Origin of the sequence: Pectobacterium sp. CFBP8739 (genome assembly GCF_013449375.1) — a bacterium.
Taxonomy (GTDB): Bacteria; Pseudomonadota; Gammaproteobacteria; order Enterobacterales; family Enterobacteriaceae; genus Pectobacterium.
The window spans coordinates 24,962-51,529 of record NZ_JACDRR010000019.1; the positions used below are offsets into that span (position 1 = coordinate 24,962).

Below are 26,568 nucleotides of genomic sequence, written 5' to 3' on the forward strand. Positions count from 1 at the left end.
TGAAAAAGTGAAAACAGAATAAAAATCGTGTCGCCAGAACGATAAGTAGGCCCTGGCGAGCCGATTATAAAGAGTGGCCCGAAAAGGTCGCTAATTTATGTCACAAATACACACAGCATCGAACAGTCCAAAACACTGAAAAGTGATCTTCGTCACAATTTAATGGTTAATATATGAAATCAGAATGACTGTTTTGCCAATTGTTACACAGAAATAAGAGAAAAACGGAAGCAAACCGTCCTCCGCATAAGGAGGGCATCGTTACGGAATAGCGAGTATCGTCGCGGTAGCCGTGTTAAGTCGACATGAGCCGTCCAAACAACCGATGCGAATTCTGCCAGAGCGCCTCAGCAATCTCCTCAGGTGGTTCTGCACGTAGCTCACACAGCGTTTGAAACGCGCACGAAATGCGCTCGGGTCGGTTGGGCTGCCCCTGATAGCCACTCATCGGCATATCGGGTGCATCCGTTTCCAGCATCAACCGATCTAACGGCAGTTGCGCAACCGCCTGGCGCGTTTTATTTGCCCTGTCGTAGGTAATGGTTCCCCCGACACCGATGTAATAACCCAGTCGGATAAAGGCCTGCGCCTGCGCCAAGCTACCTGCAAACCCATGAACGACGCCAGTACGTGGCACGTCAATCCTGCGGAGCAATTGTGTCAGCCTATCGTGGCTGCGCCGCGAATGCAGGATGGTCGGGAGATCGTATTTTTTCGCCAGCCGAAGCTGAGCCTCAAGGAAGGTAAGCTGCCGCTCGAACTGCGGTTCCGGCATATAGAGATCCAATCCAATCTCACCCACCGCCACCAGCCTGGAGGACAACTGGCGCAGTTCGTCTTCCAGACGAAGCAAGTCGCTCTCCTGATGTTCGGCGATATAAAGTGGGTGCAGACCAAGCGCAGCGTAAAGCGGTGAATAAGTGCGAGCAAGCGTCAACACGCGCTCAAAATGCTGAGAAGCCACAGCAGGAATAATGATGCGTTCAACCCCGGCGCCTTGCGCCAGACGCAAACTTTCCGGTGCGGCATCGTAAAAGAGGGGGAAATCGAAATGACAGTGGGTGTCGATAAAACGGTATCGTTCAGAAGGCACGTCGCTTCTCTCCGTCAAGATTAAGTCCGCCAGAATGAGGCGACCTAATCGACGACCCAATGATATCTTGCCAAAGCCTCATGGCAGAACAGAACGTGTCGTCGCAGTAACGCCTCAGTGTAACGTAGTTTTCTCTGAGGATACCTCGTCGTGCGCTTTTCCGTAACCCTCTTGCAAAACGCCAGACAAGTAATCATTACTCCCTTCCAGCCAAGCGCAGTCGCTGTCAAACCAATCGGCCCACAGCGCCAGAAAATTCCCTTTCCACTGTTTCCATTTGCCAACAACGATATCGTTATTCACCATAACCCTCCTGATAAACCGTCGAAATACCGCAAACACGCGTGGCGTATCTGTGGACGATACGGTGTTAATAGAAAATATTGTGTTGATGAAAATACTGTGTTGATGAAAATATTGTGTCAGTAAAGTGTGACAGCCGCATGGCGCGGCTGTGTGCTCTGTATGACATTTCTTTCTATGGAGAAAGAATGAAAGAAGATGCTGTGCTACGGTCGTTTTCGCCCTGTGAACAAGCTAAGCAGAAACAGAATAATACCGACCACAAAGACGATTTTCGCCGCACCAGCTGCTGTACCGGCCAGTCCGCCGAACCCCAGTGCTGCCGCGATCAGTGCGATAACTAGAAATATAATGCCCCAACGAAACATACGCTCTCCTTACCAGACAAAATGAAAAATCATGGTGGTCATCCTGACGCGATTCTTGCGTCCTGACTGCGTATCCACAAGTGGTGTTTTATTGTGCGGATTAGGTAGGGTTATCCGCTATATCGGATAACCCCGAGTGAAATGGCGATGATTATTTAACCGTCAGGTCATTCTTGACGCTTTTCACGCCGTCAACGGCCTTCGCAATACTTTCAGCCCGATCGGACTGCGCTTTGCTGTCCACCTCGCCGCTCAGCTGCACGACGCCAGCCTGCGTTTCGACTTTCACTTTACGGGACGGAACAATGTCATCTGCCAGCAGTTTGGCTTTAATCGTGCTGGTCACCACGGCATCATCGGCATACGCGCCAACCGACTGTGATGGGTTATCTTTCACCTGCAATTTGTCGCTGACGGACTCGACGCCCTCAACCTGCGTGGCAATTTCCACCGCGCGGGTGCTGAGTGCCTGACTGCTTACAAACCCGCTCAACGTAACGACACCTTTGGACGTTTCGACGGAAATATCGCTGCTGGTAATCGATTTGTCTTCCAGCAACGCACTCTTCACTTTTGCCGTGATCGCGCTGTCGCTCATATAGTCAGAGGCTTTGTTAGCGGAACTATCGATTTTTGCACCCGTTGTATCCGCGATACGTTCTACTTTCTGCCCTAACGTTTCTTCGGCCATCGCACCACCAGCCAGAATAGAACCCAGAGCAACTACGATCAGCGATTGTTTCAGTGTGGTCTTTTTCATCGATGTCTTCCTTCTTATGCTCTCTATAAACCCGAAATACGCTATTTGGGGCCACATTAACGCCTGCACAGCCATCAACAAATCAAGGTGATAATGGCACGACCAACGCTCCGATGATGCACTCTTCTTGCATAAAAAAATCAGAGTATTGAATTGCAAAGACGAAACAAATCAAAACAATAAACCAACTCAAATTACGTTTACAGTTGAATACGCCAAGTAAGTTAACACGCTGTTAACTATAGCCCACAGAATGAAAAATCACAGAGGAACGAGGGAAAATGTACAGCAATTCAGATTTGTCTGTGGTACCAGAATGAAAAGGTGAAACTTGCATAATAGACATGTAATACATTGTTTTTTAATGTTTTTAAAAATAAAAAACCCAGCTATTTTTGGTCTAAAACCAAACATAGCCGGGTAATGATCATGTTAACAATGTGGTTACTATTTAGACGACACAGCCACGATGATTGCCGTGAAATCGCGGCATATCAATCCATCTCGTTGTGAACCGATCCCGTTATAAACCTGCATGTCGTGATAAAAATTAATGTTGCGATAAAAATTAATGCTCGCGTGTTTGATGGAACGTCACTTCTGGGTAGCGTTCCCGCGTCAGGTTCAGGTTCACCATCGTCGGTGCCACATAGGCCAGATTATCCCCACCATCCAGCGCCAGATGCAGTTCGTTCTTACGCTTAAACTCTTCGAATTTCTTCACGTCGCTGCACTCAACCCAACGCGCCGTAGAAACGTTGACCGACTCGTAAATCGCCTCAACGTTATATTCCGTTTTCAGACGGGCAACGACCACATCGAACTGCAGCACACCGACCGCACCCACGATAAGGTCGTTATTGGTCAATGGACGGAAGACCTGCACCGCGCCTTCTTCAGACAGCTGTACCAACCCTTTCAGCAGTTGCTTCTGCTTGAGCGGATCGCGCAAGCGGATACGACGGAACAGTTCAGGCGCAAAGTTAGGAATGCCGGTGAATTTCATGTCTTCACCCTGCGTAAACGTATCGCCAATCTGAATAGTGCCGTGGTTGTGTAACCCGATGATATCGCCGGGATAAGCTTCTTCAATGTGGGAACGGTCACCCGCCATAAAGGTCAGCGCGTCTGAAATCACTACGTCTTTACCCGTACGCACCTGACGCAGCTTCATGCTTTTTTCATATTTCCCAGACACCACGCGCATAAACGCCACGCGGTCACGGTGTTTCGGGTCCATGTTGGCCTGAATCTTAAACACAAAGCCGGTGAATTTCTCTTCCGCCGCCGTCACTTCACGGGTATCCGTTTTACGCGGCATCGGCGCAGGTGCCCAGGCAACCAGGCCGTCCAGCATGTGGTCAACGCCAAAGTTACCCAACGCTGTACCAAAGAACACTGGCGTCAGTTCACCGGCCAGAAACGCGTCCAGCTCAAATTCATTCGATGCCCCTTTCACCAGTTCCAGCTCTTCACGCAGCTGTGCGGCCAGTTCTTCACCAACCGCGGTATCCAGTTCTGGGTTATCCAGCCCTTTAACGATGCGTACTTCCTGAATCGTATGGCCTTTACCCGTCTGGTACAGATAGGTTTCATCTTTATAAAGGTGGTACACGCCTTTGAACAGTTTGCCGCAGCCAATCGGCCAGGTAATCGGCGCACAGGCAATTTTAAGCTCGCTCTCGACTTCATCCAGCACTTCCATCGGATCGCGGATGTCACGGTCAAGTTTGTTCATGAACGTCAGAATCGGGGTATCGCGCAGACGCGTGACTTCCATCAGCTTACGCGTACGATCTTCGACCCCTTTCGCGGCGTCGATCACCATCAGGCAGCAGTCCACCGCCGTCAGCGTACGATAGGTATCTTCGGAGAAGTCTTCGTGCCCTGGGGTATCCAGCAGATTCACCAAGCAATCACGGTAAGGAAACTGCATCACGGACGTGGTGATGGAGATCCCACGCTGCTTTTCCATCTCCATCCAGTCGGATTTCGCATGCTGGTTCGAACCACGCCCTTTTACCGTACCAGCAGTCTGGATCGCCTGTCCGAACAGCAGAACCTTTTCGGTAATCGTGGTTTTACCGGCATCGGGGTGAGAAATGATAGCGAACGTTCTTCTTTTAGAGACTTCGCGGGCGTATTCACTTGGAGACATGATTTTCAGGTTTCTTTTGTTAGCCACCCGGCGTCAGCATCAAGTCAACAACACACCGATGGCAGATCGTCAGGCAAAGCAGAAATAAACGGTAGCCGAGCATTTTCCCTGATTTAACGTGCAGACACAATCGGTGATGGCATAAACCGCAGGCAGGGCACGATTGCCCGTATTCCCTCCCCACCATTCAGTACCGAACCGTAACAATCACACAGAGTAACTTTTGTAAAGAATTGAGTTACATTTGCCGATAATGTTTGGGTCAATATTTAATCACTTGATCGCACTTAAGGAGAGAGTATGAGCTTGTCTGTAAATAATACGGGTTATAGCAATTCTCAGGCCCAAAGCACCGCGACACCATCAGCTACAGCACAGTCAACGACAGAAAAATCGACAACGGCAAAGTCCATTACAACCCACCGTGACAGCATAAAAGTCATCGATCCGATTACCGGAAAAACCGTCACCTTCCCCAACAGTATAAAAATTTCTGCGGAAGCGCTGGCACGATTGAAAGAAAATGCAGGTAACCCCCCCTCTTCCTCCTTGACTGAGGAGGAGAAAAGTAAAGCGCTAGAGGATATTCTTAAAACACGGAATCTCATTCAGCAAAGCAACACGACCAATACTAACCCAGACATCAAGTTATCGGTTGACCCCATCGGCACCAACGAAATGGCACTTGAGCTCTGGTCAAATAACCTCAAAGCAGACAGCGGCATCAGTAAAGAGGATTTTGTCGGTCTGGTTCATCAAGCACTGTCGAAACCATCTGATGTAACAACGTGGAGCTATACCACTGATAGCATCGAAATCACGCTAAAAGCCGCAAAGTTGGAAGAACTGAAAAACCGTTATGTGGATAGCAGCGCCCACCAGAAAGCCGATAAAGATATTCAGGATTTCATCAAATACCAGTCTGATGCGCTGAGTAACTTGGAAAAAAACATTCTGCAAGATGAGTATCAGCGCAGCGTCGACGCAGGAGACACCGAGAAAACAAACACGACGTTCCTAGAACTACAGAAAAATGCGGAAGGCACATCGGCTACGCAGGTCCAACGTCAGCAAATCTTTTCTCTTGCAGCCTCAACGTCGGCTAATTCGCTGTTTGACAGCTTTCGTAACTATATCTCTGCAACGGCGTCTGACAGCTATACCCAAAACGATCATCTCTCCGTCATCAGCAAATTTCAGTCTCACTGGTTCCAGTTTCAGCAGCAGTTAAAATAGCACACACTCCCCGTATAAACGCTCGGTTTGTACGGGGAGTCATTGCGTGTCAGAGGCCTTTCTCTTTCTCGTCCTTTTTCACTACCGTCCCATCGTTCGGCCGCGTATCGCTCTCTGCTTCATCGTCTTCTTCTTTCACGGGTGTACTCGCCGTGAGAAGATAAGGCGACTGTTGCCAACGAGTTCGACGATTCTGCAACAGCGTGCGGGTCAGAATGATGCCGATAGCCAATGACAACAAAATCATCAGACGCAGAATATTGGTGGTATTGTCCACCTGTCTGGCTTCGGTCGCCAGCACATGGGTATCTAAGGTGATACGCAGGAAGCCGATTGGCCCTTCTTTCCCTTCAATCGGCTGCACCAACTGATGGTTAAAGTAGCTACCGACCCGATTGCCGTCCAACGCCAGCCTATCTCGCAGTTGCACCTGTTCACCAACATGCGCCACCAGCGAGCCGTCCTGCTGATACACACCGGCATCCAGAATACGGCTATGATCGGTAAGTTGTTTGAGAATGGTATTAATCTTTTGGCTATTATCATCCACGCTCCCCATCAACGGAGAAAGGCTGTAAGCCACCTGTCTGGAGAGCGTACGTGCCAGATCTTCAACCTGTTCAGATCGCGCCATCTGGTGACTCAAACTGAAATAGGACGCCCCTTGCATTAATACCACCAGCAGGGCGAGGCAAATCAGCACTATTGCCGTGCGGTGTAGACGAAATTTCACCCGGGCGCGAACCATGATAATCCTTACACGATTTGGATACTTTCATGTTGCCAGAAGCGCCGACGATAGGATAGCTTGTTGCCCAGTTTTTGGAGGGATATGTTTGGTCGACGCCACATCCCTCTTTATCGCACAACTTTATCGCACTACTGCCAGCAGAGGATGTTCTCCATGTCGAATAGTCTGACCTATCGTGATCTTCCTGATGAGATCAACTGTTGGCCGGGACTGCCATTATCACTGAGCGGTGATGAAGTGATGCCGCTTGACTACCGCGCTGGCGACACTGGCTGGCTTATTTATAGCGACGTTCTCGATAAAAACCTGATTTCCCGCTACCAGCGTAAGCTGGGCAGCGCAATGGTGATCGTAAGCGCTTGGAGCGTGGGCGATTATCAGGTTGTGCGTTTAGCCGGCACATTGACGCCGCGTGCGACCAAACTGGCACACGAACTGGGGATTGATGTTGCGCCTATGCGTAACGCACCGACATTACGCGCGCCGGGTTTACTGGTCATGGACATGGATTCCACCGCGATTCAGATCGAATGTATTGATGAAATCGCCAAACTGGCGGGCACAGGTGAACTGGTCGCTGAAGTCACCGAACGCGCGATGCGTGGCGAGCTGGATTTTGCGGCCAGCCTGCGTCAGCGCGTGGGGACATTAAAAGGTGCCGACGCCACTATTTTAAAAACGGTACTTAAGACGCTGCCACTGATGCCGGGCTTGCGTAATATGGTTAGCCAGCTTCAGGAAGCAGGCTGGCACGTTGCCATTGCATCGGGCGGATTTACCTACTTTGCCGATTATTTGCGTGATGAACTAGGTCTAGTGGCCGCCGTTGCCAACGAATTAGGCATGCAAGACGGCAAGCTGACTGGCGAAGTGATAGGCCAGATTGTCGATGCAAAATATAAAGCGACCACGCTGCAACAGTTGGCGGAAAAGCTGGAAATCCCAATGCATCAGACCGTTGCCATCGGTGACGGCGCGAACGACCTGCCGATGATCAAAACAGCCAGCTTAGGCATTGCCTATCACGCCAAACCGAAGGTCAATGAACAATCTGCGGTGACCATCCGTCATGCCGATCTAACCGGTGTGCTGTGCATTCTCAGCGGCAGTATGAGACACGAAAAGCGTTAATCAGTAGGAGGTGAGACGTGGCAAAAGCCGTCAAACGGGCGTTTGTATGTAATGAGTGCGGGGCTGACTACCCGCGCTGGCAAGGACAGTGCAGCGCCTGCCATGCCTGGAACACCATTACCGAAGTGCGTCTGGCCTCTGCGTCCGTATCACGTTCTGACCGTCTCAGCGGCTATGCGGGCGAGAGTGCTGGCGTCAGCCGGGTACAAAAACTTTCGGAAATCAGCCTTGAAGCCCTGCCTCGTTTTTCTACCGGTTTTCAGGAGTTTGATCGCGTACTGGGCGGCGGCGTCGTCCCCGGCAGCGCGATTCTTATCGGCGGTAACCCCGGCGCGGGTAAAAGTACCTTACTGCTGCAAACGCTCTGCAAGCTGTCAGAGAACATGAAAACCCTGTACGTCACTGGGGAAGAATCATTACAGCAGGTGGCGATGCGGGCACACCGCCTTAATCTGCCGCCCCAGAATCTCAACATGCTGTCGGAAACCAGCATCGAACAAATTTGTCTGATCGCTGAGCAGGAACAACCGAAGCTGATGGTGATCGACTCCATTCAGGTCATGCACCTCGCCGATATTCAATCGTCTCCCGGCAGCGTGGCGCAGGTACGTGAAACCGCCGCGTATCTGACACGCTTCGCCAAAACACGCGGCGTCGCCATCGTGATGGTCGGCCACGTCACCAAAGATGGCTCGCTCGCTGGGCCGAAAGTATTAGAACACTGCATCGACTGTTCCGTGCTGCTGGATGGCGATGCCGATTCCCGCTTCCGCACCCTGCGCAGCCATAAAAACCGTTTCGGTGCCGTTAACGAGCTGGGCGTATTCGCGATGACGGAACAAGGACTACGCGAGGTCAGCAATCCATCGGCGATTTTCCTTAGTCGCGGGGACGAAGTAACGTCCGGTAGTTCCGTGATGGTGGTGTGGGAAGGCACGCGCCCGCTGCTGGTCGAAATTCAGGCGCTAGTGGATCAATCGATGATGTCCAACCCGCGCCGCGTGGCGGTCGGGCTGGAACAAAACCGCTTAGCCATTCTGTTGGCAGTGTTGCATCGCCACGGCGGCTTGCAGATGTCGGATCAGGATGTGTTTGTGAATGTCGTCGGCGGCGTCAAAGTCACCGAAACCAGTGCCGACCTGGCACTCCTGTTATCGCTCGTCTCCAGCTTCCGCGATCGCACGCTGCCACAGGATCTCGTCATCTTCGGTGAAGTCGGCCTGGCGGGCGAAATTCGCCCGGTTCCCAGTGGACAAGAGCGGATTACCGAAGCCGCCAAGCACGGCTTCAAACGCGCCATCGTCCCTCATGCCAATATGCCGAAGAAAGCCCCTGCCAGTATGCAGGTGTTCGGCGTGAAAAAGCTGGCCGACGCGCTGGCAATCCTCGACGATCTCTAAACGAACCTCAGACAGCCCTCTGCTACCCTTTACCCTGTTCGCCCTGAGCTAAACTGCGGAGTGAAAGAGTAGCGGAGGTTGCCGTGTTTTGTGATACTTTGTTTAGTAAGCTAAACAAGAGTGCCGCACCATGTCATCATTTGATTACCTGAAATCCGCCATCCGGCAGAAGGGTTGCACCCTACAGCAGGTTGCCGACGCGACCGATATGACCAAAGGCTATCTCAGTCAATTACTTAATGCCAAGATTAAAAGCCCTAGCGCGCAGAAGCTGGAAGCGCTGCATCGTTTTCTTGAACTGGAATTCCCACGTTACGAAAAGAGTATTGGCGTCGTCTTCGGCAAGTTCTATCCGCTACACACTGGCCATATTTATCTGATTCAGCGCGCCTGCAGTCAGGTCGATGAACTGCATGTGATCTTAGGTTACGACGAACCGCGTGACCGCCTGCTGTTTGAGAACAGCTCGATGTCGCAACAGCCTACCGTCAGTGACCGTCTACGTTGGCTATTGCAGACCTTTAAGTATCAGAAAAACATTCATATTCATGCCTTCAATGAGCAAGGGATGGAACCGTATCCGCACGGTTGGGATGTGTGGAGTAAAGGCATTCAAGCGTTCATGCAGGAAAAAAGCATCATGCCCCACTTCGTCTACACCAGCGAAGAACAGGATGCCGCGCAATACCGCGAGCATCTGGGAATTGATACCGTCCTGATCGACCCGCAGCGCTCCTTTATGAACATCAGCGGTTCGCAGATTCGTCACGATCCCTTCCGCTATTGGGACTATATACCGACCGAGGTGAAACCGTTCTTTGTGCGCACGGTTGCCATTCTTGGCGGTGAATCCAGCGGAAAATCCACGCTAGTCAATAAACTCGCCAATATCTTCAACACCACCAGCGCCTGGGAATATGGCCGCGATTACGTGTTCTCTCATCTGGGGGGCGACGAAATGGCGCTGCAATACTCCGACTACGACAAGATCGCGTTGGGCCAGGCACAGTACATTGATTTTGCCGTCAAATACGCCAATAAAGTGGCCTTTATCGACACCGATTTCGTCACCACGCAGGCATTCTGCAAGAAATACGAGGGACGTGAACATCCGTTCGTTCAGGCGCTGATCGACGAATACCATTTCGATCTGGTGATTTTGTTGGAAAACAATACGCCGTGGGTGGCCGATGGACTGCGCAGTTTAGGCAGCACCACCGCCCGTTCGGAATTCCAGAACCTGCTGAAAACGATGCTGGCTGACAATAATATCCCGTACGTTTACATCAAAGAGTCGGACTACGATTCGCGCTTCCTGCACTGCGTGGAATTGGTACAGCAGATGTTGGGTCACGATCGTTCGCCCGAATCGTTCAAAAGCTAGCGTGTGCTCCACTGCCAATGGCGGGAGGGGGTAATAATTTCCGGCAGCGGGATATCCCAGCTTTCCACTGGCAGTGCGTCAACCTGCTGACAATCATGGGCCAGGCCAATCGGGTAAGGCCCATGAGACATCTGGTTACGGTACTGCAACGTCCGGTCGTAAAAACCACCGCCCATGCCAAGCCGCTGCCCATGCCGATCAAACGCCACCAGCGGCGTCAGTAGGACGTCTAACTGCGGTAATGGCAACACCTGACGTACATCCAGACGCGGTTCCATAATCTTCAGACGATTGCGTACCAGCTCGGTGTCCGGCGCATAGCGCAAGAACAGCAAATGCCCAGCACGAAACGGATGCAGAACCGGCAAACAAACACGTTTCCCCTGCTGCCACAGTTGTTGAATCAACGGAGAGGTATCCAGCTCGCCATCAAATGACAAAAATACCGCCACGCTCTCCGCCCCGATGATTCTCGGGTGCGCGATCACGCGTTCACACGCCTGTTGTGCAAATAACGCCTGCTGATCTGGCGTCAGTAAACGCCGACTTTGCCGCACAGTCTGACGAATCTGCTGACGTGACGCTGTCGTAGAAGAGAGTGATGTATCGGGAGATGTCGATGAATCAGAAGATGACATGGGCTGCATTCGCCACGGGTCAAGAATGATAAAAGAAAGGGAATCTCCGAGATGCCGCCGCAGGCTGTAACCCTTGAACCCTTGGTTCAAGGTGAACATAACGTCGCAGTCTTAAGGCTTCTCGGACGAACCGAGCGTGCTCACCAACTGCAGAGCATTACATTCTGTTGGTATGAAATATCGGCTCAGGGGACTGGCCCGCTGACAAACATCTCAGAGAAATTTTATTCGTTACTCGTGATAAACCTTAGCACGTCTTATCACGTAAAAACACCGTACTTTTGTCAAAATACGACGTTATTCAAATTGTGCACCTTGGCGTTCTGTGATCCGCCCTTGTTCCAGCAATGCCTGTTCAATGGTTTGCTGTAACATACGAATACGCTGTTCCATATTTGCCGCATAATCACGAGTTTTTCCTCGTTCCTGCGCCAGTTCATGGCACACATTCAGCGCGGCAATAAACACCAGTTGCTCGGTGTTTGTGACTCTAGTGCGAACTTTAAGATCTTGCAACCGCTGGTTAAGATCTTCCGCAGCCTGATTCAACGCATCCTGTTGTTCTGGCGGACAATTCACTCTTAACGAACGGCCAAAAATTTGAATATCTACTGGTTGTGCAGACATACCACCTTCCTGCCTTTTGTCGTTCTTGCGCCCGCGTGCCACATAGCATGAGCATTACCCGTTACATCGGGTTCGTTAAAGCGGGCGCCACTATATATAGCCGAGATCTAAGATACAAGCCCTTTCTGGTATCGAAAGGGAGCTTGGTGGTAGCATAGCACGAACCAGTCCAGCCAACGATGACGAATCCGCATGTCTATAGAGAATACGTTTCCCGCCTATAAAGGCCTTGACCAACTGCTTCACCAACAGCAAGTCGCGCTGACCGCAGCAGAAATGCACGGTTTGATCAGTGGGATGCTGTGTGGTGGAAACCATGACGACAGTTGGAGAACGCTGGTTTTTGAACTGACTAATGAAGGCATGGCGTTTACCCAGACGCTGTCGCAACCGCTTCAGGACCTTTATCAGGCCACGCGCGAAGCGCTGGAAGATGATGGTTTTCTGTTCCAGCTTTTCCTGCCTGACGACTCACAGGATGACGTGAGCGTCTTCGATCGCGCCGACGCGCTGGCAGGCTGGGTCAACCACTTCCTGCTTGGGCTAGGCGTGGTTCAGACACAGTTGAACAAGGCTAAAGGCGAGCTAAAAGAAGCTATCGAAGATTTACGTAACATTGCGCAGCTTGGCTACGACGAAGATGAAGATCAGGAAGAGCTGGAGCAATCTCTGGAAGAAGTGATTGAGTATGTTCGCGTTTCTGCCATTTTGTGCCATACCGAGTTTACCAGCCAGCGCGTTGTGACGGCGCCCGAGCAGCAAAAACCGACGCTGCATTGATTGTTATACAAGGCAGAAGGGAAAGGTAACCGCACGGACTATTTTCAGGAGCAGGTGATGAATCCACAAGAATTTCTTCGTCGTCGTCAGGGTCTGTTGGAAAAAATGGCACCGGGCAGCGCGGCAATTATTTTTTCTGCGCCGGAAGCGCAGCGCAATGCCGATAGTGACTATCCTTATCGTCAAAATAGCGATTTCTGGTATTTTACCGGCTTCAATGAACCAGAAGCCGTGCTGCTGCTGGTAAAAAGCGATGCCAAACATCATCACAGCGTGATCTTCAACCGCGTACGCGATCTGACGGCCGAAATCTGGTTTGGTCGCCGTCTCGGTCAGGAAGCAGCACCCGCCAAACTCGGCGTTGATCGCGCCCTGCCGTTTGGCGAAATCGGCGCACAACTGCACCTGTTATTGAATGGCCTGGACGTGGTGTATCACGCGCAAGGGCAGTACGATTATGCCGACAAGCTGGTCTTCGCCGCGCTGGATACGTTGCGCAACGGCACCCGTCAGGGGTTTGCCGCACCCGCCACGCTAACCGACTGGCGACCGTGGGTGCATGAGATGCGCCTGTTCAAATCGCCTGCGGAAATCAGCGTGATGCGCCGCGCCTGTGAAATTACGGCACTGGCCCACACGCGCGCCATGCAAAAATGCCGTCCCGGCATGTATGAATATCAGTTGGAAGGCGAAATTCACCACGAGTTTACCCGCCACGGCGCACGCTACCCTTCTTACAACACGATCGTCGGCAGCGGTGAAAATGCCTGCATTCTGCATTACACCGAAAACGAAACGCAAATGCGCGACGGCGATCTGGTGCTGATTGATGCGGGCTGTGAATACAAAAGCTATGCTGGCGATATTACCCGCACCTTCCCCGTCAACGGCAAGTTTACTGCGCCGCAGCGCGCTATTTACGACCTCGTGCTACGTTCGCAGCTGCGCGCGCTGGAGCTGTTTGGTCCGGGTCGCAGCATCCGTGAAATAAACGAAGAAGTGGTGCGCATTATGGTCAGCGGGCTCATCAAACTCGGCGTAATGAAAGGCGACGTGGAAGAGCTAATTGCCGAACAGGCACATCGCCAGTTCTTCATGCACGGCCTCAGCCATTGGCTGGGTCTGGACGTGCATGACGTGGGAGATTACGGTACAACCGATCGAGGCCGTCCGCTTGAGCCAGGTATGGTTCTGACCATTGAGCCTGGTCTTTACATCGCGCCCGATGCCAAGGTGCCGCAGCAATACCGAGGCATCGGTGTGCGTATCGAAGATAACATCGTGATCACCGAAAACGGCAACGAAAACCTAACGGCTGGCGTAGTTAAAGACGCCGATGACATTGAAGCGCTGATGGCGCAATGGCATGACAAGCAGCACTAAGCCGCACTTTCAAAGAACAATTACTTTAAAAAAAACAATTACTTTCAAAGAACAAGGGCATCATTGCAAAGGACAACAGCATGGCAGTCATGATTGTCGGTGGCGGAATGGCAGGCGCGACGCTGGCGCTGGCGATCTCTCGGCTTTCACAGGGCACAATCTCGGTCGATCTTATCGAGGCACATTCGCCGCTCGACAAGGAACACCCAGGTTTTGATGCACGCGCCATCGCCTTGTCTGATGGCACACGCCAGCAGTTAGCCGCGCTGGGCATCTGGCAAACGCTGTCGGGCAATGCCACAGCGATAACCGATATTCACGTCAGCGAACGCGGGCACGCCAGCGTGGTGAACCTGAAAGCCTCGGACTATCACGTTCAGGCATTGGGCCATGTGGTTGAACTGCACGACGTCGGACAACGCCTATTTTCCCTGCTGCAACAAGCGCCGGGCGTGCGCCTGCACTGCCCAGCCAAAGTGGTTACCGTCACGCGGACGCAAGAGAACGCGATGCTAACGCTGGACAACGGTACCGAGCTAACGGGCCAATTGATGGTTGCCGCCGATGGCTCTCGTTCTATGCTCTCGCACGCTTGCGGTATCCAGTGGCAACAGCATGATTATGATCAGATCGCGACGATCGCCAATGTGACGACGGCCGAACCTCATCGCGGCCGTGCGTTCGAGAGGTTCACGCCGCACGGCCCGCTGGCGCTGCTACCCATGAGCAACGGCCGTTCTTCGCTCGTCTGGTGTCATGATAAACACCATCAACATGAGGTCGATGGCTGGAGTGAAGCTGCATTTCGCCAACAGTTACAGCAGGCTTTCGGCTGGCGTCTGGGGCAATTCACTCATATCGGCGAACGCCATAGCTATCCGCTGCGCTTACTGACAGCCAGCCAGCATATTAGCCATCGGCTGGCGCTGGTAGGTAATGCGGCACAAACACTGCACCCGATTGCCGGACAAGGCTTTAATCTGGGCATTCGCGATGTGATGTCGCTGGCGGAAACCCTCGTCGAGGCGGAGAAAAATCAGCTGGATATCGGCCAGTACACGGTGCTTGATCGCTATCAGCAGCGGCGTACGTCCGATCAAAACACCACAGTGGCGATCACCGATGGGCTGGTCAGGCTATTCGCCAACCGCTATACCGCGTTGGCCGTTGGCCGTAACCTCGGTCTCATCGCCATGAATAACCTGCCACTGATGCGCGACGCCTTTGCTCGTCGCACGCTGGGTTGGGTAGAACGTTAATTAAGCTCGCCAAAGGAAAAGACGGAAATGCAATCATTCGACGTGGTTATTGCCGGTGGCGGTATGGTCGGCCTGGCGCTAGCCTGCGGCTTACAAGGTAGTGGCCTGCGTATCGCCGTGCTGGAGAAACAGACGGCTGAACCTCAGCCGATCGGGAAAGATCATGCCCTGCGCGTCTCCGCCATCAATGCCGCCAGTGAATGTCTTCTTCGCCATCTCGGCGTCTGGGAAACCCTCGTGGCACAACGCGTCAGTCCGTACAACGACATGCAGGTATGGGACAAAGACAGTTTCGGCAAAATCAGCTTTAGCGGCGAAGAATTCGGCTTTTCCCACCTTGGGCATATCATTGAAAACCCCGTGATTCAGCAGGTGCTGTGGCAACGCGCTTCTCAGTTAAGCGACATCACCCTGCTCTCCCCCGCCTCGTTAAAACAGGTCGCCTGGGGCGAGAACGAAGCCTTTATTACGTTGCAGGACGACAGCATGCTGACTGCCCGGCTGGTAGTCGGTGCAGACGGTGCCCATTCGTGGCTGCGTCAGCATGCGGATATTCCGCTGACCTTTTGGGACTACGGCCATCACGCACTGGTCGCCAATATTCGAACTGAACACCCTCATCAATCCGTTGCGCGTCAGACGTTTCACGGTGACGGTATTCTGGCGTTCTTGCCGCTGGACGAACCTCACCTTTGTTCGATTGTCTGGTCGCTTTCACCGGAACAGGCTCAGGCGATGCAGAGCTTGCCTGCCGAAGAATTCAATCGTCAGGTCGCTATGGCGTTTGATATGCGCCTGGGGCTGTGTGAACTGGAAAGCGAACGCCAGACTTTCCCACTGACCGGACGCTACGCTCGCAGCTTCGCGGCACACCGACTGGTGCTGGTCGGCGACGCAGCGCACACCATTCATCCGCTGGCAGGGCAAGGTGTCAATCTGGGCTTTATGGATGTCGCCGAACTGATTGCGGAAGTGAAGCGCTTACAGGCACAGGGCAAAGATATCGGGCAACATCTTTACCTGCGACGCTATGAGCGCCGCCGCAAACACAGCGCCGCCGTGATGCTCGCCAGCATGCAGGGATTCCGTGAACTATTTAACGGCGACAATCCAGCGAAAAAACTGCTGCGTGATGTCGGTCTGGTTCTGGCGGATAAATTACCCGGTATTAAACCCACACTGGTACGTCAGGCAATGGGATTACACGATCTGCCAGACTGGCTTAGCGTCGGGAAATAGTAAAACCAGAATGAATAACAAAGCTCGCCGCTTAAGCGGCGAGTTATCAATAACGCGTTATTCTTAATTAAATCGCTAATTTCTTTAGCCATCCCTCTTGTTATTTAAGCGACCACGACTTTTCATTTATATAATAAAACCATCATCAAAACATAATTAGCAGAGTAATAAAAACCGCCCCACACAACTAATTACCATTAAAAACAATCAACTATAGAATTTTGGAAAAGATATCTTTCTGATAGGAATCATATTTCCTATTAAATAGTCGAGTTCTTCTTTTGTTCAATCAAGATTTACGTTATAACTTTCCTAACAAGGATTTTTTAACAGGGAGTTACACGAATGGCTAATTCTATTTTCATGAAGATCACCGGAAAAATTCAGGGACTGATCTCTGAAGGGTGTGTAAGTATCGATTCTGTAGGAAATAAACATATACCTGGTCACGAGAAAGCCGTTTTCATCTTATGAAAACGATCTTATTCATATTTGTTTTATTATCTTCTCTGCTGTTCTTTTGGGGATGGCTTATCATCGTTCCTTATACCGTTTATACGGAAAAAGACATTTTTAAGTACTATACATTAACCTATAAAAAAATCAGGGACGCACCTAGACTATCAAAGAATTATTATTTTTCTTATGGCCCGAGTGATGAGGCAAACCCTCAGATAAGTACGATATACTTATGCGATCTAGATAACATTAATGAAGCTTACAATAAGTTGCTCGATTATGTTAACAGTACTGGAGTCCCATTAGTTGATGATTTTTCCTTAGGTAATTATCCATCATTCGATGAGTATTTTCAGATCATTAAAACAAAAGAGCAAGACAGAGTAACAATGAAAGAAATCGAATGTCTAATGTTGGATTTATCCAAGGAACAACGTTAATTCATAATATTATTGAGTGAATTGTGTAATTGCTTAAAAATGAATAAATTAGCGTTTGATCTGTCCTTGGCTTTGAACCCATCCCAAAAATAATTATAATTAATAAAAATAACAAACCTTATTATTCCCTTATCCCTGCATTTATGGAAAGTGATAAACGAACATGCGTGAAATAATCACTACCTTGAAAGCATAAGCGGCTTTCGGAATGCAATATTCAATTTTTTCTCAACCAAGCGCCAGAAATAGCAGACTCACTGACATTCAGAATTCACGATCGCCTTCAGATGTTCAAACCTACACCTTGAGGTTTATTGGGTATAATAAACTTATCATTAAAATATAATTAGCTGACTAATAAGTAAAGTTCATTCCTCGTGGTATTTTATCAATAAAAACAATCAATTATATTTTTTTGGAAAGGGTATTTTTCTGACAGGAATCATATTTATTACTAAATAGTCGAGTTCTTCTTTTTTTCAATCAAGATTTACGTTATAACGCTACCAACAAGGATTATTTAACAGGGAGTTACACGAATGGCTAATTCTATTTTCATGAAGATCACCGGGAAAATTCAGGGACTGATCTCTGAAGGGTGCTTAAGTATCGATTCTGTAGGAAATAAACATATAGCTGGTCACGAAGATGAAATTTTTGTTTATGCCACAAATTACGACCTATCAAGAGATCGACACGTCAATCATCATCCCTTTTCCGTGACCAAAGTCGTTGATAAATCGACACCGCTCTTGCTCACCAGCATCGCCAACAATGAGCTAATGGAAGTTGAATTGAGGTATTACCGCACCTCCGCCAGCGGGACCCAAGAGAACTACATGACCATCACATTGAGGGATGCCTCTATTGTCAACTTCTCTAACCAAAACCCCAATTCATTGACGCATAGCGACATGCAGCCATTTGAAACCCTGAGCCTGCGCTATGAAAGCATTACCTGCCAACACAATATCGCTGGTACATCGGGATACAGCATATTGACTGAGAATATGTACTGATAACCCATGAATAAATTCAATGATATTATCAACGAATGCGACCTTAGCTTTTCCGATTGGGGAAATAACTATCCGCGTTGGTCGCCTATTGACTTCTTTTGGTGGAAAACATTTGGTGGTGATGATTATTTAAACAAATACAAGGATAGTTATATTATTTTCCACAAGGAGAAAATAAAAGACATTGCTCGACAATATAAAATACCAGCAATCCTCCTTGCTTTGGTTGCTCGTTCCGAAGCCGGAGGTATGGTTGATTATGTTAAGTTCCCAGTTTTATTTTACAGACAGTCTAAGCATACCTATAGTGACTGGGCAAACCAAGATACAGTTACGCCACCTCCAGAGAAAACATCAATAGGTATTATCGCTATGCAAATTAGGGTGGTCGCCGAAATTTTTGGCAAAAATCCCAGTGAATTGAAAAATGCTGAAGCAACGTACATCTCCGTTTGTCTAAATAAAGATAATTTCAATCTTACTATGGTCGCACGTCACCTTTACGAATTAATAAATTATGATTATCCCGGTACTGATACTTTGAATCTAACCGACGAACAATTAATCCTTGCAGGTTCACGCTACAACAGAGGTATTGAACGCAGCCACAGTGACTTTATTCGCTCGATAAATGCAGAAAAAAATTTGAAAGAAGTAAGGGAATGGACATCGTACGGTAGATCGATGCTAAGTCATCGTGAAAAGGTCACAAAACTGCTTTATAGCAGTACGACTGTTATGCAAAGACCGTAGGATAAACATGCAACCAGGAGCAATATCAATGTTGCGCACAAAAGAATTTTTTTATCATTTATCTTTTTATGCCTATTCTGCGTTATGCCTTTTTTGGATCAATGTTTTTTCTACCACTGAATATGAATGGATGATAGATGGCGACTCAGTTGCAGATTTCTGTGAAGTTCCAGAAGGCGATGCTGATGGTTCTTTCAGTTTTATCATTGTTCCTTTATCCATACCCTTTTTTCTGGCTAATCGCCTTCTGATTGAACGAAACATACTAAGAATAATCACCTATCTTGCGATACTTATGTACCACTCATACCGTTTCTATACGCGGATTAGTATCTGTTCCATCGCTCATTAAGAAAGAGTGGATGACATGCTAACATTCAAATATAGTGACTTCATAAAAGCAATATTTTTACTATTTATCTCAATTGGCATATTTATTATTTTCGCAGGATTATTCTACGAAGAAAGTTACCACTACAAAAAAGATGATCACTTTACACATTATACTTTAACCCTAGATGAAGTAAAAGACATACCTGTTATTTCTGACAACTACGAATTTTACTATTACTCACCAGATGGCACGCGGCGATTAACCAATGGCGTAGTTTTTTATAACCCAATGCCTGAGCGTAAAGCTGAATTGATAAAATACATAGAGACGCTTGGGTTTAAAAAAACAAAAATCATTCCGTGGATTTATGGAAATATAAGTGAAGTATGGATAAAAGGACATGATGAGGTTAATATAATACAAGATGATAAAAATAGAACAATTGATATCTCATTTATTAAATAGTAACATTCATTCTTCATAAAAATTAAAAAAGGAATTTGAAAGCATGATTAGTAAAAATCACATATATAATATCTATTTTTATGCTTATTCTGTCCTATGCCTTTTTTTAATTCATGCTTTTTCATCAATAGAATATGAATGGTTATTTGGCGACAGCTCACTTAAAAGCTTTTGTGAAAACCCGAGAAGCTATGCTGATAGTTTTTCAAATTTTATTATCATTCCTTTGTCTATTCCTTTTCTTTTAGTCAAACGGACACCACCAAGAATAATTACCTACCTTGTTATTCTCATGTATTACTCAGTCAGTTTCTATACGCGCGTGACTATCTGCCCGTACTGGTAACACATTCTGTCGAGTGCAAAACTCGCCGCCACAGCGGCGAGTCCGGAGTATTACGCATCCGGCCCAACTCTAACCACTAATTTGCCAAAATTGCGACCGTGTAGCAGGCCGATAAAGGCTTCGGGGGCGTTTTCCAACCCGTCGACAATCTCTTCTCGGTATTTAATCTTACCTTCTGCCACCCACGGCGCCACATTCTTCCAGAACTCATCGAAGCGGTGCCCGTAATCATCAAAGATGATGAACCCCTGCATCCGAATGCGTTTCTTCAGAATCGTGCCCGCTAACAGCGCTAAGCGGTCGGGGCCATCAGGCAGCCCTGTTGCATTGTAACCGGAGACTAACCCACACACGGGAATACGCGCGGAGGTATTCAGCAACGGCAGCACGGCATCAAAAACTTTCCCACCGACGTTTTCAAAATAGATATCGATTCCCTTCGGGCAGGCTTGTTTCAGCTGTTCTGCAAAATCATCCGCACGGTGATCGAGGCAAACATCGAATCCCAGAACGTCAACCGCGTAGCGACATTTCTCCGCCCCGCCAGCTACGCCAACCACGCGGCAGCCTTTCAATTTCCCAATCTGGCCAACCGTCGCGCCGACCGGACCAGTGGCGGCGGCTACCACCAGCGTTTCACCCGTTTTCGGCTGACCGATATCCGTCAGCCCCATATACGCGGTGAAGCCCGGCATACCCAGCACGCCCAATGCGTAGGAAGGATTCGTCGGCGACTGACCCAGATTCGTTAATCCTTTGCCGTCGGAAATCGCATAATCCTGCCAGCCGCTGAAGGACAGCACCCAGTCACCGGTCTGATAATCCGGGTGCTTTGATTCCACCACGCGGCTGATGGTTCCGCCCACCATCACGTCATTCAGTTCGACGGGTTTGGCATAAGAAGGGGCGTCGCTCATGCGGCCACGCATATAAGGGTCAAGGGAAAGGAACACCGTACGCAGCAGGATATGCCCCGTATCGACCTGCGGAATGGCCTGCTGTTCCAGACGAAAAGTATCTTGTTTCGGCTCGCCGTGCGGGCGCTGAGCCAGAACCACACGGCGGTTAATTTGATCGGTTTGCGGCATCGTATCCTCCGTTAAACAAAGCGTGTTGATAAAATCACTTCATTAACAATAGGATCGGTTTTTTCTTCTGGCTACGCAAACCGTGCGGCGTTTATTATGCCGTTTTGCTTTTCTCGTAACGCGACATGCGATCCAGATACCCCATGACAAGTGCAGACAGCACAAACGTCAGATGGATAATCACATACCACATCAATTTGTTATCTGGGATATTGCGGGCATCCATAAACACACGCAGCAGATGGATAGACGAGATAGCGACAATCGAGGCAGCGACTTTGTTTTTCAGCGAGCCGGAGTCCATCTTACCGAGCCAGTTCAGCTTTTCTCTGCCTTGGGAGATATCCAGCGCTGAGACAAAATTCTCGTAACCGGACAGCATCACCATCACCAGCAATCCGCCGACCAGCGTCATATCGATCAGTGACAATAGCACTAACACCAAATCTGCTTCAGCGATATCCAGGATATTCGGCAGGACGTGGGCCACCTCTTGGAAAAACTTGATCGCCAGCGCGAGTAAACCCAGCGACAGCCCAAGATAAACCGGGGCAAGCAGCCAGCGCGATGAGTACATCAGATTCTCAATAAAACGTTCCATAGCTCACTATATGCAGGTGGAAAAGAGGCAAATCATAGCGAAAAGTCCTGCGGTGGTGTTAATCAATTCTTGAACAGAATGCCCCATTGACGAAAGGAGCCGTCTATCCACGCGCATTTATGTTGCACCAGTAACAAGTAAAAGAGTGACATTGCGGGAAATCCAGACGCCACAACCGCGATGGCCTATGCCATTGAGGCAATAGTGCATAGCGACACACCCTTTTATTATCGCTGTCGACGGTCGTTTGGCTGCCCTTTCTGAGCAGAAGCTACCAGCGAATCGTAAATAGACTCTGGGGAACAGATTGAAATAGTCATGTTCTCTCTATGTCTACAGCACAGCACTTCATTTCCTTCATGATAACAAGGAGAAAAAAGATATGAGTAACTCAGGAAACGACACCGGATACATCGTTGTTATCGAAGAAAAACAGTATGACCTTGCCAAAGTCCCTCCTTTTAATGACCCCCTTGTTCAACGAGAGAAAAAATCAGTACTCGGGCAATTAAGCCTTAACGACATTACCCAGAATCTGGACCTTTCCGTCGAACTGTTTTATGTCGCTTATCATGGTGTTGCAGGTGCAAAAGGCGGTTCGTTGCAAGCAGAAATCGCCAGACTGCAAAGCCGACTGGCGATGTTATGTAATGAATGCATTACCACCATGACAACGTTCCAGAGCGAAACGCAGAATATTATTGAATTACTGCAACAATGTTATCGTTGGTTGACGAAAGGACAGGAAAAGCTGGCGTTCAAAAAACTGGCGCACTGTAAGGAATCTTCAAGTGCGATGTCAGTAAAAGCCATATTGTTGGCCGAACAGTTCAAAGCATTACAGGTTGATTCCACCAAAGCCAAATCAAACACCATTTTGGAAGAAGCCAGTGAAAATGATCGACTGCTCGCCGCACAGAAAGCCGAACGAGAAACAATCGCCAAACAGAAAGCGCAAGAAGCCAATCAGCAAGCATTATTAGAAGATATTGCTACCACTCAGGCGTTGTATGAAGACGCCAAAAATCGAGAGGCGGAAGAATCAACCAAAGCCCTGGTGTTGGGCATCGTCAGCGCTGTTACCAACGCAATCGGCGCGGGGCTGGGAGCCTATTCTGCCGCCAAAAATCCGGTAGCGGCAATAATGAGCAAGGCTGGCTCATCCATTGACGATAATGCACAAATCAAAGCCGCGCAGTCTAGTATGGACAGTGCAAAACAAGAATTCGATAAGGCTCAGAAAAAATATACTGAGGCTGCCGATCAACTGTCGGCTCAGCAGAGTATTGTGAATAGCCTGAAAGACGAACTTGATGTGCTAAACACCGCGCTGACCAATCTGGAAAAAGACAGCGCCGCCAAGCCGGAAGATATTGCTGCGCTGCGGGTAAAACGCAGCGACAAAGAAACGGAGCATAGCGTTGCAGCAGCAAAACTGCCTGAGCTGACCAAAACCGCCAAATCGCTGGAGAAGGAGGCGAAAGACAGCAGTAAAGCCTATGCGGCGGCGGGAACGGCACTGACCAATCTTGCAACATCAACCAGCAAGATGGCTGAAACGGCAGCATCAACTGAAAACTCAGTCCGTGAAGAAAGAATCAATCTACTCAACAAACAGCTTGAACTACAGAAAGAAAAACGAGCCTCACTGGTTGCCCTAGCTGAATATGCAGAAAGCCTGAAGAACCTCAAAGTCGAACAAGGTAATTCCACACTCTCAGTGAATTCTCTGCACAGCGCGATAGATGCTTTGGGCAAAGTTATCGGCACGCTGACCAACGCCAGCCTGTTCTGGGACCAAATGTCACAATATTGCGACCGGATGACCAGCAGCGGATTTCAGCGCGATCTGGAAGATCTCAAGGAAATGGATCTCGAAACCCGTCTGGAAGAATATCAGGATCCGCATTTTATGCGATCGTTCTTCCTCTATCTATGCCAATGGGTGGCGGTAAATGGCTTGTCAGGAGATTACCTTCTGGCCGCCGCCGATGCGCAGAAAAAAGCCGTCCAATATTTGAGTGAATCCCCGACAATCCAAGAAGCCATACGCAAAGCACCAGAGCTAGCCAAAAATCTTGCCCTCATTGTGCAAAACAACCTGCTTGCGTCCCGTAACCAAAGCATCGAGCTGGAACAGCAACGTGCCATCCTCATTGCGCAATAACAAGGAGTCATAGAGATGGGTAATCAAATACAGTTCTATGAGAAAAACGAGTTGCAACCAACATCAGAAGCACTCAAAACGGTTGTCGCAGGGTTAACTGAAGCTGCTACTTATCTGGATCATCAGCGCAAGGAGGAGGCTATCGCTGTTGTCACCAGAATGACCGATGACGTGACGTATCTACACACCCAGACAATACAAGGGGAACAGCTTTACAAAACAGAGCAAAGAAAGGTAACGGAAGCCGTTGCAGCGATCATTCTTCAGAGCGGTAAATTAAATGCAGAGATGATGAAAATTCAAACACAGATTTCGGATCTGGAGATTGAGATAAAAAAAGGGGATGTGAATATGCAAGAACTCCAACAGCATTTAGAGGCGCTGTCACATAACCTGAGTAACTCGGAACGAGAACGGAACGAACATCAACGACAGCTTGATGATCTCAATGATAGTTCAGCAGGTCGCATTATCTTGTCGATCTTTTGTCTCGGTCTTGACCGTGCCATTTTGGGTATCAAGTCGCTGGTCGATCAGGATGCCGCCCGCATCAGTATTCTGCGCGATGAAATAAACAACTATCAAAATGCGTTGAAAGAAGACGAAAACAAACTGAAAGTTGCCAGAAACCTGCAAGTCACACTACGTGACCAACAAAAGCACTACGAGGGAAATGTAACCGCACTGGAAAAACAAGTAGAAGAGTTGCACCAGGAGGAAAAGAACACGCGTACGAAACTGGCCTCAATCACTCAAATTTCTGGCTTCTATGGAAAATTGAAAGTTATTTGTGAAAACGTCAGTGAGAATATAACCTGGATTCTGGATATTATTGACGATTTGAACGATGACCAACCCCGAATTGTTGATATCGATGCATCCGGAGTGGAGCTTGTGCCATTAAGGACCGCACTGGCACGATTAGATAGCCTGTTGAACACCCCTCAAATACAACAAACCATTGCTGCAAATGAGGCGCTGATACTTGCCTGATTGACAGAGCAAAAATAGCGAAGGTGTAATACAAAGGTTCCCTGCATCGTCAATATTTCTGTGTTACTACCCTCACAGCATCACCGATGGCTTTTGGATATATAAAACGCCCTGAGAGCTTCTCAAGGCGTTTTAGCGTAGACAGAGATATTTATTGTTAAGTTATAGTGCGACACTAAAATAATAAGCATCGCAATATTTCACATTATCTAAAATAAAATCACAGCCTATCGTGCAGCATTCAACGGAATTTCAGGGTCCGGTTCGTGAGTCATACGATTACGTAAATCACGACGAATAATTTCAATGGACCAGAACCAAATGAGGTGACCTACAATCTCAGACACATGTTCATACCAAGGGAGAGCAAACAGAGATGGCGTAAGCCCCATCAATGGGAATGAAATCATATGGACAAATAATTGAGCCAGCGCACCCGCCAGCAAGCCTTGCCATAATTTTATTTTGGGAAATACTTCTGCAACAATGCAGTAACCTACAGCAAAAACAATAGAGAAAATAATATGCGTCACACCAACCCAATTGAATACGTGGCCAGCAAAGGTATAAACCGCTGCATTAGGGTCAACGACGCCAAGCCAATCGCGTAAAAAAATGTAGGGTGGGTTAAGAAAATTACGAGAGCAGTCAATGTGATCAGCAGCTCTAATCAGTGATTCAGGTACGCAAGCACTACTAAACATATCCGTAGGGCTACGTGGAGGAAGCGGATTTTCAGCGCCCCACTTAACAAAAGATGAAACAATACCAGCAATCAAACCAATAAAAGCAGCTAATCCATAGCGTCTCCGAGACGGAGATGTTTGTTCAAAGAAGTTCATTTTTTTACCAATCTAACCATTAAAGGTTATAGTCTTACATAGACATCATGTCCTTATAAAGAGGTTAATTGATATATCGAACAATCTCTCTAGGTCATTTGGTTATTAGGAACGCGATTTTAAATTTTATAAAAAATAAAAAGAAGACATCACGCGTTGATTTTTTGTGAAACTTTTACTCAATCATTGAAAAACAAGATTCTCTAACGTGTCCGAAATGTATATTCCAAATGATGCGAAAGAATAATAACTCACCAATAATATTATCAATAAGAAATAGCTTGGTTATTTTTTTGTGAAAGAATTACAGTTCATTCACTCATCCTCTCGCCCTGCGTTCCTCTCATTCAGAATATTTCCTCACCTCAAAAAAAGCTGATATTCATTTTCGGCAGTTCGAGAGGATGAAAAATCCAGCACGCTTCATTTTCGCTCATTTATTAACCAACACCGAACCAATCCGAGCGCTGATATTCCTCACGCCCATGTAACCATAGGCAATCCCCCTGTCGCGGAGGCGTAGCAACAGATACGTCAATCAATAGTCGTGA

Annotated in this window: 27 protein-coding genes and 1 other RNA gene; 16 read left to right on the forward strand and 12 right to left on the reverse strand. The window is 48.6% G+C overall.

Features of this window, described 5'->3' with window-relative positions; genetic code table 11:
- Window positions 1-295: 295 nt before the first annotated feature.
- From H0247_RS14080 to prfC, 5 genes are all read right to left on the reverse strand, one after another.
- Window positions 296-1,093: a TatD family hydrolase gene (locus H0247_RS14080; RefSeq protein ID WP_180743102.1), complete on the reverse strand. Its 798-nt coding sequence runs from the start codon at window positions 1,091-1,093 to the stop codon at window positions 296-298.
- A gap of 114 nt (window positions 1,094-1,207) precedes the next feature.
- Complete coding sequence (locus tag H0247_RS14085) at window positions 1,208-1,396, reverse strand: stress-response protein (protein WP_180743208.1); 189 nt, start codon at window positions 1,394-1,396, stop codon at window positions 1,208-1,210.
- A 206-nt stretch (window positions 1,397-1,602) separates the two neighbouring features.
- Window positions 1,603-1,764, reverse strand: a complete 162-nt coding sequence (locus tag H0247_RS14090) for a DUF1328 domain-containing protein (RefSeq protein WP_012773166.1) — start codon at window positions 1,762-1,764, stop codon at window positions 1,603-1,605.
- Between the two features lie 151 nt (window positions 1,765-1,915).
- Window positions 1,916-2,524 (reverse strand): molecular chaperone OsmY, encoded by a 609-nt coding sequence (gene osmY / locus H0247_RS14095; RefSeq protein WP_180743103.1) that lies wholly within the window; start codon window positions 2,522-2,524, stop codon window positions 1,916-1,918.
- Between the two features lie 568 nt (window positions 2,525-3,092).
- Window positions 3,093-4,682, reverse strand: a complete 1,590-nt coding sequence (gene prfC, locus H0247_RS14100; RefSeq protein ID WP_180743104.1) for a peptide chain release factor 3 — start codon at window positions 4,680-4,682, stop codon at window positions 3,093-3,095.
- A 300-nt stretch (window positions 4,683-4,982) separates the two neighbouring features.
- On the opposite strand from prfC, the gene H0247_RS14105 reads away from it, so the two are divergent.
- Window positions 4,983-5,918 carry a hypothetical protein gene (locus tag H0247_RS14105; protein WP_180743105.1) on the forward strand — a complete coding sequence of 312 codons (936 nt, stop codon included), beginning with the start codon at window positions 4,983-4,985 and terminating at the stop codon, window positions 5,916-5,918.
- A gap of 49 nt (window positions 5,919-5,967) precedes the next feature.
- Here the strand turns inward: H0247_RS14105 and H0247_RS14110 are convergent, their stop codons facing one another.
- On the reverse strand, window positions 5,968-6,666 hold the full coding sequence (locus H0247_RS14110) for a YtjB family periplasmic protein (protein ID WP_180743106.1): 699 nt from the start codon (window positions 6,664-6,666) through the stop codon (window positions 5,968-5,970).
- 156 nt (window positions 6,667-6,822) lie between these two features.
- Here H0247_RS14110 and serB point away from each other — a divergent pair, with 156 nt between their 5' ends.
- From serB to nadR, 3 genes are all read left to right on the forward strand, one after another.
- Window positions 6,823-7,800: a phosphoserine phosphatase gene (serB, locus tag H0247_RS14115; RefSeq protein ID WP_180743107.1), complete on the forward strand. Its 978-nt coding sequence runs from the start codon at window positions 6,823-6,825 to the stop codon at window positions 7,798-7,800.
- Window positions 7,801-7,817: 17 nt separating this feature from the next.
- Window positions 7,818-9,200 carry a DNA repair protein RadA gene (gene radA / locus H0247_RS14120; protein WP_180743108.1) on the forward strand — a complete coding sequence of 461 codons (1,383 nt, stop codon included), beginning with the start codon at window positions 7,818-7,820 and terminating at the stop codon, window positions 9,198-9,200.
- Window positions 9,201-9,330: 130 nt separating this feature from the next.
- Complete coding sequence (gene nadR, locus H0247_RS14125) at window positions 9,331-10,584, forward strand: multifunctional transcriptional regulator/nicotinamide-nucleotide adenylyltransferase/ribosylnicotinamide kinase NadR (RefSeq protein ID WP_180743109.1); 1,254 nt, start codon at window positions 9,331-9,333, stop codon at window positions 10,582-10,584.
- Here the strand turns inward: nadR and H0247_RS14130 are convergent.
- The 3 genes from H0247_RS14130 to zapA form a co-directional block, all read right to left on the reverse strand.
- Window positions 10,581-11,222 carry a 5-formyltetrahydrofolate cyclo-ligase gene (locus H0247_RS14130; RefSeq protein ID WP_180743110.1) on the reverse strand — a complete coding sequence of 214 codons (642 nt, stop codon included), beginning with the start codon at window positions 11,220-11,222 and terminating at the stop codon, window positions 10,581-10,583. The genes nadR and H0247_RS14130 overlap by 4 nt on opposite strands.
- 39 nt (window positions 11,223-11,261) lie before the next feature.
- A non-coding RNA gene (gene ssrS, locus H0247_RS14135) (6S RNA) lies at window positions 11,262-11,445 on the reverse strand.
- Window positions 11,446-11,519: 74 nt separating this feature from the next.
- Window positions 11,520-11,849 (reverse strand): cell division protein ZapA, encoded by a 330-nt coding sequence (zapA, locus tag H0247_RS14140; RefSeq protein ID WP_180743111.1) that lies wholly within the window; start codon window positions 11,847-11,849, stop codon window positions 11,520-11,522.
- Window positions 11,850-12,041: 192 nt separating this feature from the next.
- On the opposite strand from zapA, the gene H0247_RS14145 reads away from it, so the two are divergent.
- The 10 genes from H0247_RS14145 (at window position 12,042) to H0247_RS14190 (ending at window position 20,326) form a co-directional block, all read left to right on the forward strand.
- Window positions 12,042-12,629 carry a YecA family protein gene (locus H0247_RS14145; protein ID WP_180743112.1) on the forward strand — a complete coding sequence of 196 codons (588 nt, stop codon included), beginning with the start codon at window positions 12,042-12,044 and terminating at the stop codon, window positions 12,627-12,629.
- A 57-nt stretch (window positions 12,630-12,686) separates the two neighbouring features.
- Window positions 12,687-14,012: a Xaa-Pro aminopeptidase gene (gene pepP, locus H0247_RS14150; protein WP_180743113.1), complete on the forward strand. Its 1,326-nt coding sequence runs from the start codon at window positions 12,687-12,689 to the stop codon at window positions 14,010-14,012.
- Window positions 14,013-14,092: 80 nt separating this feature from the next.
- Entirely contained in the window at window positions 14,093-15,271 is a 1,179-nt protein-coding gene (gene ubiH, locus H0247_RS14155; RefSeq protein WP_180743114.1) for a 2-octaprenyl-6-methoxyphenyl hydroxylase, read from the forward strand.
- Between the two features lie 27 nt (window positions 15,272-15,298).
- Window positions 15,299-16,510, forward strand: a complete 1,212-nt coding sequence (gene ubiI / locus H0247_RS14160) for an FAD-dependent 2-octaprenylphenol hydroxylase (RefSeq protein WP_180743115.1) — start codon at window positions 15,299-15,301, stop codon at window positions 16,508-16,510.
- A 470-nt stretch (window positions 16,511-16,980) separates the two neighbouring features.
- On the forward strand, window positions 16,981-17,409 hold the full coding sequence (locus H0247_RS14165; RefSeq protein ID WP_180743116.1) for a hypothetical protein: 429 nt from the start codon (window positions 16,981-16,983) through the stop codon (window positions 17,407-17,409).
- 539 nt (window positions 17,410-17,948) lie between these two features.
- Window positions 17,949-18,428 carry an Hcp family type VI secretion system effector gene (locus H0247_RS14170; protein ID WP_180743117.1) on the forward strand — a complete coding sequence of 160 codons (480 nt, stop codon included), beginning with the start codon at window positions 17,949-17,951 and terminating at the stop codon, window positions 18,426-18,428.
- Between the two features lie 6 nt (window positions 18,429-18,434).
- Window positions 18,435-19,181 (forward strand): hypothetical protein, encoded by a 747-nt coding sequence (locus H0247_RS14175; protein ID WP_180743118.1) that lies wholly within the window; start codon window positions 18,435-18,437, stop codon window positions 19,179-19,181.
- Between the two features lie 7 nt (window positions 19,182-19,188).
- On the forward strand, window positions 19,189-19,533 hold the full coding sequence (locus tag H0247_RS14180) for a DUF2645 family protein (RefSeq protein ID WP_255433979.1): 345 nt from the start codon (window positions 19,189-19,191) through the stop codon (window positions 19,531-19,533).
- Window positions 19,534-19,548: 15 nt separating this feature from the next.
- Window positions 19,549-19,980: a hypothetical protein gene (locus H0247_RS14185; protein ID WP_180743119.1), complete on the forward strand. Its 432-nt coding sequence runs from the start codon at window positions 19,549-19,551 to the stop codon at window positions 19,978-19,980.
- A gap of 43 nt (window positions 19,981-20,023) precedes the next feature.
- Window positions 20,024-20,326 (forward strand): DUF2645 family protein, encoded by a 303-nt coding sequence (locus tag H0247_RS14190; RefSeq protein WP_161508757.1) that lies wholly within the window; start codon window positions 20,024-20,026, stop codon window positions 20,324-20,326.
- Between the two features lie 50 nt (window positions 20,327-20,376).
- Here the strand turns inward: H0247_RS14190 and H0247_RS14195 are convergent, their stop codons facing one another.
- Together H0247_RS14195 and H0247_RS14200 are read right to left on the reverse strand one after the other, a co-directional pair.
- A complete protein-coding gene (locus H0247_RS14195; RefSeq protein ID WP_180743120.1) occupies window positions 20,377-21,414 on the reverse strand; it encodes an NADP-dependent oxidoreductase in 1,038 nt (345 codons plus the stop codon).
- 94 nt (window positions 21,415-21,508) lie between these two features.
- Entirely contained in the window at window positions 21,509-22,015 is a 507-nt protein-coding gene (locus H0247_RS14200) for a TIGR00645 family protein (RefSeq protein ID WP_180743121.1), read from the reverse strand.
- 382 nt (window positions 22,016-22,397) lie between these two features.
- Here H0247_RS14200 and H0247_RS14205 point away from each other — a divergent pair, with 382 nt between their 5' ends.
- Both H0247_RS14205 and H0247_RS14210 read left to right on the forward strand, forming a co-directional pair.
- Window positions 22,398-24,182, forward strand: coding sequence for a hypothetical protein (locus tag H0247_RS14205; RefSeq protein ID WP_180743122.1), 1,785 nt, complete (start codon window positions 22,398-22,400; stop codon window positions 24,180-24,182).
- 15 nt (window positions 24,183-24,197) lie between these two features.
- On the forward strand, window positions 24,198-25,175 hold the full coding sequence (locus tag H0247_RS14210; RefSeq protein ID WP_180743123.1) for a hypothetical protein: 978 nt from the start codon (window positions 24,198-24,200) through the stop codon (window positions 25,173-25,175).
- Window positions 25,176-25,402: 227 nt separating this feature from the next.
- On the opposite strand, the gene H0247_RS14215 is transcribed toward H0247_RS14210, so the two are convergent.
- A complete protein-coding gene (locus tag H0247_RS14215) occupies window positions 25,403-26,017 on the reverse strand; it encodes a YagU family protein (protein WP_180743124.1) in 615 nt (204 codons plus the stop codon).
- Between the last annotated feature and the right edge of the window lie 551 nt (window positions 26,018-26,568).